Annotated in this window: 9 protein-coding genes; 2 read left to right on the forward strand and 7 right to left on the reverse strand. The window is 49.4% G+C overall.

Features of this window, described 5'->3' with window-relative positions; genetic code table 11:
- Positions 1-53 precede the first annotated feature (53 nt).
- Positions 54-821: an O-antigen export ABC transporter permease RfbA gene (gene rfbA, locus KHQ28_RS05220; protein ID WP_002912373.1), complete on the reverse strand. Its 768-nt coding sequence runs from the start codon at positions 819-821 to the stop codon at positions 54-56.
- A 1,045-nt stretch (positions 822-1,866) separates the two neighbouring features.
- Here rfbA (KHQ28_RS05220) and KHQ28_RS05225 point away from each other — a divergent pair.
- Together KHQ28_RS05225 and KHQ28_RS05230 are read left to right on the forward strand one after the other, a co-directional pair.
- Positions 1,867-2,871 (forward strand): NAD-dependent epimerase, encoded by a 1,005-nt coding sequence (locus tag KHQ28_RS05225; protein ID WP_004175262.1) that lies wholly within the window; start codon positions 1,867-1,869, stop codon positions 2,869-2,871.
- Between the two features lie 399 nt (positions 2,872-3,270).
- Entirely contained in the window at positions 3,271-3,393 is a 123-nt protein-coding gene (locus KHQ28_RS05230; protein WP_032409012.1) for a small membrane protein, read from the forward strand.
- A 425-nt stretch (positions 3,394-3,818) separates the two neighbouring features.
- Here the strand turns inward: KHQ28_RS05230 and ugd are convergent, their stop codons facing one another.
- The 6 genes from ugd to gndA all read right to left on the reverse strand — a co-directional run bounded on the left by ugd (position 3,819) and on the right by gndA (position 10,245).
- On the reverse strand, positions 3,819-4,985 hold the full coding sequence (gene ugd / locus KHQ28_RS05235; RefSeq protein WP_004175261.1) for a UDP-glucose 6-dehydrogenase: 1,167 nt from the start codon (positions 4,983-4,985) through the stop codon (positions 3,819-3,821).
- Between the two features lie 179 nt (positions 4,986-5,164).
- Complete coding sequence (gene rfbC / locus KHQ28_RS05240; RefSeq protein ID WP_021313307.1) at positions 5,165-5,719, reverse strand: dTDP-4-dehydrorhamnose 3,5-epimerase; 555 nt, start codon at positions 5,717-5,719, stop codon at positions 5,165-5,167.
- Positions 5,720-5,733: 14 nt separating this feature from the next.
- The gene (rfbD, locus tag KHQ28_RS05245) at positions 5,734-6,666 is read right to left on the reverse strand and encodes a dTDP-4-dehydrorhamnose reductase (RefSeq protein ID WP_023157745.1); all 933 of its coding nucleotides are present in this window, start codon (positions 6,664-6,666) and stop codon (positions 5,734-5,736) included.
- Complete coding sequence (gene rfbA, locus KHQ28_RS05250; protein ID WP_004175258.1) at positions 6,656-7,525, reverse strand: glucose-1-phosphate thymidylyltransferase RfbA; 870 nt, start codon at positions 7,523-7,525, stop codon at positions 6,656-6,658. The genes rfbD and rfbA (KHQ28_RS05250) overlap by 11 nt, the downstream gene beginning before the upstream one ends.
- Positions 7,526-7,551: 26 nt before the next feature.
- Complete coding sequence (gene rfbB / locus KHQ28_RS05255; protein ID WP_032418679.1) at positions 7,552-8,616, reverse strand: dTDP-glucose 4,6-dehydratase; 1,065 nt, start codon at positions 8,614-8,616, stop codon at positions 7,552-7,554.
- A 222-nt stretch (positions 8,617-8,838) separates the two neighbouring features.
- Positions 8,839-10,245, reverse strand: a complete 1,407-nt coding sequence (gene gndA, locus KHQ28_RS05260; RefSeq protein ID WP_032418677.1) for an NADP-dependent phosphogluconate dehydrogenase — start codon at positions 10,243-10,245, stop codon at positions 8,839-8,841.
- Positions 10,246-10,604 lie beyond the last annotated feature (359 nt).

The following is a 10,604-nucleotide window of genomic DNA, read 5'->3' on the forward strand; positions in this document are numbered from 1 at the left end:
ATGGTACAGAGGATACTCTTTTGTAACATGACTGAAGTTAATAACTGGGTGCATTACAAGATCTCTGCAAATCGATATTTTAATTTATTGAAAATAGACAAACCGACAACCGTCAAAATGATTCCCGTAAAATAGAGTATAGAAATATACTCATAATTAAGAGTCCCATTCATGAATAAATCACGCCAACTAAGAATCATACTCGCTAGCGGATTGTAGGTAATTATCCAGCTAAATTTTTCCGGAATCATATCAGACGCATATAAAATCGGCGTACAATAAAACATCAGCATAATCCCCAGACTGACAAAGCGCTCCAGGTCACGGAAAAACAGGTTCAGCGTTGAAAAGATGATTGAAACACCAAAGGTGAAAATCACCTGGCCAATAGCAATGAGAGGTATACCCCAAACCCAGGACAATGACGGCGTCATGCCATAAACAAAAAGAAAGACTACAATAACCGGGATGGTGCAAAGAAAATGCAACCCTTCCATCATTACATTACTTAGCGGAATCACGGACCGGGGAAAAACTGTCTTCTTGATAATTTGAGCGTTAGCGATGAATGAAAATAATGAGTTAGTGGCCGAACTGGCAAACCATTGCCACGGAAACAAGCCGGTAATGAGGAAAACAGTATAATTTGGAATTTGTACTCTCATTACCAGCTTAAATATAAAATAATAAATCATGGCAAAAAGCAATGGATTTGCTACTGACCATAAATAGCCTAGCATGCTGCTCTTATAGCGCACTTTTAGATCTTTATTTGTTATGACAACAAGTAAATCAAATAAATACCCTAAATTGTACTTCATCTTTATACTCATAAATTATTCTGCAAATATCCACTGAATGAGTTAGTCATACCAGGTCTACCTCGCCGATCCTGTCAGGCTCAACAGTCGAGAAACTGACTGCTTTGTGCTGCGGGCAAAGTTTATCAGGCCAGCTGCCATTCATCGACTGCAACCAATGATTTGAACGGAAGCGCAAGCGACACCCCAGCCATAAACGATAAAAACCCTTTTAATTCAATAAATTAAAAAATCACCTTATGTTTTCTTCCACGCTACCGCCATTGGCTATCGCAACCAAAATGCGTGATCCACCGAGTTTTTAGCACTCACATCCGTTCAAACCGCACTGCAGATGGCATTACTGTTCAGTACAGCCATGCATCTCGTTACCTTAGCTACAAAAAGGCTTTACTCTGGCGTTTCCCTTCTCCGTTAGCTATCAGGACTTTCTCATTTCCGCAAGCAGCATGCCTGGCGTAGCACTCCCCTCACCTGCTCATCACGCCCTTACATGCAAAAGAACCATCTAAGGACAGCATGAAATTCTGAAATAATTTCTTGCATATTAATAACAACTTTTGGTGATGATTTATCAAGCAATACCTAAGTCTGCCAAATAGAACGGCAACGTATTATAACTCTGCAAGTAAGGAATAAAAGTAAAAATCCGGTGCATGGCTTTCTCAATGTAAAAATGGACACACTTTAGACGATATGATGGCATTATCGCTAAATGAGCTCTCGGGAAACAAACACACCGGGCAAACCAAAGTAACAATCTTTACTCTACGAGGCCAGACCGCGTCTAAAACCTAGCAATACTCGATAAAACCGAAACAAACAGATAACCCATTGTTTATATTGGTTTCTATAGTGCTTTTCATCTTCTGAATGGCTTAATACCTTTCACGAATGATAATTAATTACAAGGCATTTACTCTCAGACGCCGCTGTTTACAGTTACTTGCATATCTTGTCATGGCAAAGCAAGTGATCCCAACCGCAAGCCAGTGTAAAATCGGCACTTATGTAGAACGGGATATCCACACCCCGGAGGAAAAATATGAAGTTTTTGGTCACTGGTGCCGCAGGTTTTATCGGCTTCCATATCGCGCAGCGCCTGCTGAATGAAGGGCATGATGTTGTCGGAATCGACAACATGAACGACTATTATGACGTCAGCCTGAAGCAGGCACGTCTGGATCGCCTGGCATCTCCGGCATTCCATTTCCAGCAGCTGGATTTGGCCGACCGTGAAGGTATGGCAAAGCTGTTCGCCACAGAGCAATTTGACCGCGTGATCCACCTGGCCGCCCAGGCCGGCGTGCGCTACTCGCTGGAAAACCCGTATGCGTACGCAGACGCTAACCTGATGGGGTACCTGAACATTCTGGAAGGCTGCCGTCATACCAAGGTGAAACACCTGGTGTACGCCTCCTCCAGCTCGGTTTACGGCCTCAACCGTAAAATGCCGTTCTCCACCGAAGATTCCGTCGATCATCCGGTCTCCCTGTATGCCGCCACCAAGAAAGCCAATGAGCTGATGGCGCATACCTATTCCCATCTGTACGGCATCCCGACCACCGGGCTGCGCTTCTTTACAGTTTATGGTCCGTGGGGTCGCCCGGATATGGCGCTGTTCAAGTTCACGAAAGCGATGCTGGAAGGAAAAAGTATCGACGTTTACAACTACGGCAAAATGAAGCGCGACTTCACCTATATCGACGACATCGTCGAGGCGGTGGTTCGGGTGCAGGATGTGATCCCGCAGGCCAATGCCGACTGGACCGTTGAGAGCGGTTCCCCGGCCACCAGCTCCGCGCCGTATCGGGTATATAACATTGGCAACAGCTCACCAGTGGAACTGATGGACTACATCACCGCCCTGGAAGAGGCGCTGGGAATGGAAGCGAAGAAGAATATGATGCCGATCCAGCCGGGAGATGTGCTGGACACCAGCGCAGACACCCAAGCGCTGTATGACCTGGTGGGCTTTAAGCCGCAAACGTCAGTGAAGGACGGCGTGAAGAACTTCGTGGAATGGTACAAGGATTACTATCAGATCTAATCCCCCTGCCCTGCCGCAATCGTCAGGTTGCGGCAACTTCTTGCAGCTACTCTGCATACCCTTACGTTATGTGAATCAACTGCAGCTGCATTACGTTATATATAATATTTTATGCTATAGCGTATTTTTTTACCCTTTAGTTGGCCTAACTGAAACCAGTTTCATCCAGCCTTTGTTAAAAAAGCAAATCTCCACATGCCACAGTACTGCACTTCGGCTGTATCCATGCCGTTTCCAATCGAAAAAGTAGCATGAAATACTGAGTAATAAAAAACATTACACTCTGTAGGAATTTTCCTAAATCCAGGATATGTTAGAGCAAGCCATGCTACAGAACAAAACTGGCGCATTGCTTATCAACCTAATAATTTAATCAACATACGCTATGTGGTAGATATTATGGAAAACCTATTTTTCTTAGTGGTGGCTGCCATACTACTTGCTATTTCCGTTTATTTTTTAATTTCTTATTTAAAAGACAGAAAAAAAACGAAACTGACGTTTAATAAACGCAAGTGGTAAGGCCCGCTCCGTATTACAATTAGATTAAGATAATATTAAGAGATAAAAAAATGATATGACAGAATGACTATTCATTCTGCGTTTTGGCATGGCCTTAAGGCAAGAAAAAAATAACGCTACTGGCGCCCTGTCCCTTGTTTTTTCATAAGACATAAATAACAAAAGCCTGCGTTGCAGGCTTTGTTTTACCTCCCGGCGCTTATCTCCGGCATCTACATCACAGTGACGGTAGCTCTTCACAAGGTAAGTTTAACTTATCGGACCTGTTTTCAATCCGCAACGGCTTTTGAGCAGGATCGTAATGTCCATCACAATTTATTGAGGTTAATCTGAATGAGCGGAAAATAGGCTCGGGGAAAGAGAAATGAAGGAGGGATAAAGGAACACACTGGCGGCGGCAGGCCGCCAGTGACAGACCGGCAGAATTAATCGTTGCCAAACAGATCGCGGGTGTAAACCTTATCCGCGACATCCGCCAGCTCTTCCGCCATACGGTTAGAGATGATCACATCCGCCTCTTGTTTGAAGGCATTCAGGTCGCGCACGACGCGGGAGTTGAAGAACTCATCTTCCTGCATCACCGGTTCATAGATAATAACCGGAATACCTTTCGCCTTGATGCGCTTCATGATGCCCTGAATAGAAGAGGCGCGGAAATTGTCCGAACCACTCTTCATGATCAGGCGATATACACCCACTACTTTCGGCTTACGAGCGAGAATAGAATCCGCGATAAAGTCTTTACGGGTACGGTTAGCATCGACGATAGCCGCGATGATATTGTTCGGGACCGATTCGTAGTTCGCCAGCAGCTGCTTGGTATCTTTCGGCAGACAGTAGCCGCCGTAGCCAAAGGACGGGTTGTTATAGTGGTTGCCGATACGCGGATCCAGGCATACCCCTTCGATAATCTGTTTGCTGTTCAGCCCCTGGCTTTCAGCATAGCTGTCGAGCTCGTTGAAATAGGCAACGCGCAGCGCCAGATAGGTGTTAGCGAACAGTTTGATCGCTTCCGCTTCGGTGGAGTCGGTAAACAGGGTTGGGATATCCTGCTTGATCGCGCCTTCTTTCAGCAGATCAGCAAAACGTTCGGCACGCGCAGAGCGCTCACCGATGACAATACGCGACGGGTGCAGGTTGTCGTACAGCGCACGGCCTTCACGCAGGAACTCCGGAGAGAAAATAACATTATCAATCCCTAAACGTTCTTTGATGTCGCGGGTGAACCCCACCGGGATGGTCGATTTAATGATCATTACCGCGTTCGGGTTGATCTCTGTGACATCGCGAATAACCGCTTCCACCGTAGAGGTGTTGAAGTAGTTGGTTTTGGGATCGTAGTCGGTCGGCGTGGCAATGATCACGTAGTCGGCATTACGGTATGCGTCGTGCTTATCCGTGGTGGCACGGAAATTTAACGGTTTTTCTGCCAGATATTCCTGAATCTCTTTATCCACAATCGGAGAGATCTTCTGGTTAAGCATATCCACTTTGGCCTGTACGATATCCAGGGCCACCACTTCGTGGTTTTGCGCAATCAGGACACCGTTCGATAAACCAACATAACCTGTACCGGAAATAGTAATTTTCATTCGATTACACTTTAATCAGTTAACTGGGTAATGGCGGCTAGCCACGAATTTAAATAATGCTGTGCGCGGTTTTACGCTGAGAAGGAAGGTAAGTCAAGTCGGTCGGTTGACCAAGCTTGTAAACGAATAAACATGACGAGTTCCATTTGGAACCCGCCATTTTAGGAAAAACAACCTAATTATTTATAAACTTCTGCAGTGGCCAGAGTATGTGCCTGCAGATCTTTCTCCGACAGCGACAGCGCGCAGTCGCCCAGCGCCGGCCAGTCAATCCCTATCTCCGGATCGTTCCAGATGATGCTCCGCTCTGACTGTGGCGCGTAGTAGTTCGTCGCCTTGTAGACAAACTGCACCGTGTCGCTCAGCGCCATAAACCCGTGGGCGAACCCTTCCGGGATCCACAGCTGACGTTTATTCTCTGCGCTGAGCACCGCGCCCACCCATTTGCCAAAGGTTGGCGATGAACGACGGATATCCACCGCCACGTCAAATACCTCACCTTCCACGCAGCGGACCAGTTTGCCCTGAGCGTGCGGATCCAGCTGATAGTGCAGCCCGCGCAATACGCCTTTCTGGGACTGGGAGTGGTTGTCCTGGACGAATTCCACCTGGCGGCCCACAGCCTCATTAAACACCTTGCTGCTGAAGCTCTCAAAGAAGAAACCCCGCGCATCACCAAACACGCGCGGTTCAAAAATCAGCACCTCAGGAATATCTGTTTTAATAATGTTCATCTTTTGCCACCCGTTTATTTACCCAGGACTTCTGTTACCACGCGAGCCACACCCTGACGCCAGTCCGGGAGAGTCACCCCAAATGCCTGCTGGAATTTTTCATTCGACAGGCGAGAGTTGAGCGGACGCTTCGCCGGCGTCGGATAGGCCGTCGTCGGAATGCCCTTCACTTCCTGAACCGCCAGCTCTGCACCGTGCGCTCTCGCCACCTCAAACACATAGCGGGCGTAGTCGCACCAGCTGGTCTCGCCGCTGGCCACCAGATGATAGGTACCGGCCAGCGCCGGATCACGCAGCGTTTCACGGATTGCCGTCGCCGTGCAGTCTGCCAGCAGCTCTGCTCCGGTGGGCGCCCCGTGCTGGTCGTCAATGATGGAGAGCGTCTCTTTCTCACCCGCCAGGCGGAGCATGGTTTTGGCAAAGTTGGCGCCGCGGGTGGCATACACCCAGCTGGTACGGAAAATCAGGTGACGCGGGTTGCCCTGCTCCAGCGCCAGTTCACCGGCACGTTTGGTTTCACCGTAGACGTTCAGCGGGCCGGTTGCCTCATCTTCCCGGCGATAATGGCTGCCGGCGCCGTCGAACACATAGTCCGTGGAATAGTGCACCATCAGGGCACCCAGCTTCGCCGACTCCGCCGCCAGCACCGCCACCCCTTTATCGTTCAGCAGGTCGGAGAGCTCCCGCTCGCTTTCGGCCTTGTCCACTGCCGTGTGCGCGGCGGCATTCACCACCACGTCTGGGCGGACGGTACGCACGGTCTGCGCGATACCGTCCAGATTAGTCAGATCGCCGCACAGCTCTTTATCAAAGTAATCCACCGCGACCACATCACCGAGCGTGGACAGGGAGCGCTGCAGCTCCCAGCCCACCTGACCATTCTTGCCAATCAGTAATATCTTCATCTTGTTATTTTCCTTTAATGGCCGTGCGGCTTCAGTCTTCACTGAGCAGACGTTTCAGGTAGGCACCGTACTCGGTTTTCTTCAGACGCTCCGCCTGAGCCGCCACCCCTTCCGCCGACAGCCACTGATTACGGTAGGCTATCTCTTCCAGACAGGCGACCTTCATCCCCTGGCGCTTCTCAATGGTATGAATAAACTGAGAAGCTTCAATCAGGCTGTCATGGGTACCCGTATCCAGCCAGGCAAATCCGCGCCCCAGCAGTTCCACCTGCAAATCACCGCGCTCCAGATACATCTGGTTCAGGGTGGTGATCTCCAGCTCTCCGCGTTCAGAAGGCTTGACGTCCTTCGCCATCTCCACCACGTTGTTGTCGTAGAAGTAGAGCCCGGTCACCGCCCAGTCCGATTTCGGCTTCAGCGGTTTCTCCTCGATGGACAGCGCCTTAAAGTTCTCGTCGAACTCCACCACCCCGAAGCGCTCCGGATCCAGCACCTGATAACCAAACACCGTGGCACCGGAAGTCTTCGCCGCCGCCGCTTCCAGCTTTTTACCGAAGCTCTGACCAAAGTAGATGTTATCCCCCAGCACCAGGGCACAGGCATCGTTGCCGATGAACTTTTCGCCAATGATAAAGGCCTGCGCCAGGCCGTCCGGCGACGGCTGGATGGCGTAGCTGAAGTTCACCCCGAACTGCGACCCGTCACCCAGCAGGCGCTGGAAGGAAGGCATGTCGTCCGGGGTGGAGATGATCAGGATGTCGCGAATACCCGCCAGCATCAGGACGGACACCGGGTAGAAAATCATCGGCTTGTCGTAGATTGGCAGCAGCTGCTTTGAGACGCCCTGGGTGATCGGATATAAACGCGTGCCGGAGCCGCCGGCCAGAACAATACCTTTCATAAATCTATTCCTTAATTAGTCAGATATCAGTTATTGAGGCCAAGGCGCTCACCGGCATAGGAGCCGTCCAGCACGCGCTGCCACCAGGTCTGGTTGTTCAGATACCAGTGCACGGTTTTTTCAATCCCGCTCTCGAACGTCTCCTGTGGTACCCAGCCCAGATCGCGCTGAATTTTCGCGGCATCAATGGCGTAGCGCAGGTCGTGTCCCGGACGGTCGGTGACAAAAGTGATCAGGTCAGCAAAGTGGGTGATGTTGCCCGGCTTCTGCGCCACCACCTTGTCGAGAATGGCGCAGATGGTGCGCACCACATCGATATTTTTACGCTCGTTATGACCGCCGATATTGTAGGTCTCGCCGCTCTTGCCTTCGGTCGCCACTTTGTACAGCGCACGGGCATGGTCCTCAACATACAGCCAGTCACGGATCTGCTCCCCGTTGCCATATACCGGCAGCGGTTTACCCGCCAGGGCATTAAGGATAGTCAGCGGGATCAGTTTCTCCGGGAAGTGATACGGACCATAGTTGTTGGAGCAGTTGGTTACCACCACCGGCAGGCCGTAGGTGCGGTTCCAGGCGCGAACCAGATGGTCGCTGCCCGCTTTGGAGGCAGAGTACGGGCTGCTCGGCGCGTACGGGGTTTCTTCGGTGAACAGGTCATCGGTGCCGTGCAGGTCGCCGTACACCTCATCGGTGGAGATGTGGTGGAAGCGGAAGCCCTGCTTCTGCGCTTCCCCAAGGCCGGACCAGTAGTGACGGGCCGCTTCCAGCAGAGTGAAGGTGCCGATTACGTTGGTCTGGATGAAGGCGGCCGGGCCATCAATGGAACGGTCCACATGGCTTTCTGCCGCCAGGTGCATCACGATATCCGGGCGGAACTCGCTGAACTGGGCCGCCACGGCAGCAGCATCCGTGATATCAGTCTGGGAAAACGAGTAGCGTTCGCTCCCGGCCACCGGCGCCAGGGATTCGAGGTTGCCGGCGTAGGTCAGGCAGTCCAGCACGCGGACTTCATCCCGGGTATTTTCAATGATATGACGAACCACGGCAGAGCCGATAAAGCCTGCGCCACCGGTGACAAGAATCTTCATATTTTATTTACCTTTGATTACTCATGCAAAAAGAAAATAATTGCATACATCTCCATATTAAAATGATTGAGATGTAATTTCATGGGGATAATATCGGATGAACACTTTAAAAACAAATAGCGAAATTCTTAATTTTTCACTATTCATCATAATAGATCTTGATAATACTCAAGCTTTTTATTAGACCTCCAATAAAGTCATGAAGGTCTAATAATATAAATATTAATCTAACCACTCAGTGTGGAAAACGCCTTCCTTATCGGTACGCTTATAGGTGTGCGCACCAAAGTAATCGCGCTGAGCCTGAATCAGGTTAGCTGGCAGAACTGCGGAACGATAGCTGTCGTAATAGGCAATTGCGGCAGAGAACGTCGGTACCGGAATACCATTCTGCACGGCATAGGCCACGACATCACGCAGCGCCTGCTGATAGTCATCAGCGATCTGTTTGAAGTACGGCGCCAGCAGAAGGTTAGCAATGCCAGCGTTTTGCGCATAAGCATCGGTGATCTTCTGCAGGAACTGCGCACGAATGATGCAGCCAGCGCGGAAAATCTTAGCGATCTCGCCGTAGTTCAGATCCCAGTTGTATTCATCAGAAGCAGCACGCAGCTGTGAGAAGCCCTGAGCATAGGAAACGATTTTACCGAGGTACAACGCGCGACGCACTTTTTCGATAAATTCAGCTTTATCACCGGCCGGCTGAGCCTGCGGACCACTCAGCACTTTCGAAGCGGCTACACGCTGGTCTTTAAGCGAAGAAATATAGCGAGCAAACACGGACTCGGTGATCAGAGACAGAGGTTCGCCGAGATCCAGTGAACTCTGGCTAGTCCACTTACCGGTACCTTTGTTTGCTGCTTCATCAAGAATAACATCAACGAGGTACTTACCTTCTTCATCCTTCTTGGTGAATATATCTTTGGTAATGTCGATCAGGTAGCTGCTCAGTTCACCTTCGTTCCATTCGGTGAAGGTTTGAGCCAGCTCTTCGTTGGAAAGAGCCAGACCGCCTTTCAACAGCGCATAAGCTTCAGCAATTAGCTGCATGTCGCCATACTCGATGCCGTTATGAACCATCTTCACATAATGGCCAGCACCGTCAGCACCGATATAGGTCACACATGGCTCACCGTCTTCAGCAACTGCAGCAATCTGCTTCAGAATCGGAGCAACGAGCTCATAGGCTTCTTTCTGCCCACCAGGCATGATGGAAGGCCCTTTCAGAGCTCCCTCTTCACCACCGGAAACACCGGTACCGATAAAGTTAAAACCTTCGGCAGACAGTTCACGGTTACGACGGATGGTGTCATGGAAGAAGGTGTTGCCGCCATCAATGATGATGTCGCCTTTATCGAGGTAAGGCTTAAGGGAATCGATGGCGCTGTCGGTGCCAGCCCCAGCCTTCACCATCAACAGGATACGACGTGGTGTTTCAAGGGATTCAACAAACTCTTGTACTGTGTAGTAAGGAACCAGCTTCTTGCCTGGATTTTCGGCAATCACTTCTTCGGTCTTTACACGGGAGCGGTTGAAAACGGACACGGTATAACCACGACTTTCGATGTTCAGCGCAAGGTTACGCCCCATCACGGCCATACCAACAACCCCAATCTGTTGCTTGGACATTACATACTCCTGTCTGGTTTGATCGCTGCAAGACACTCACAGCTTAAAAGGTTGGTTATATTAGCTCAAAGCATGTAAATATCATAGCGCAAAATAAGAAACAATATTACACTCAATAATCAAATAGATATTTTGACTAATTATAAATTTAAAATAAAATCAACTGAGAGAGAAATGTATTTACACCTTTTAAGCCAATTAAACACAATAATATTTATATTAGCCTTACTAGTTTTTGCTTAAATACAAAAAGAGAAAATAGGATTATTATAAAAGATTCTATAATGGTTATAGTAAGAGCGACCCCATACACGCCTATTAATTTTACCATAAAATAAACAATGGCCAAATATAAAACG

Source organism: Klebsiella sp. 28 (assembly GCF_018223905.1).
Classification (GTDB): domain Bacteria; phylum Pseudomonadota; class Gammaproteobacteria; order Enterobacterales; family Enterobacteriaceae; genus Klebsiella; species Klebsiella pneumoniae.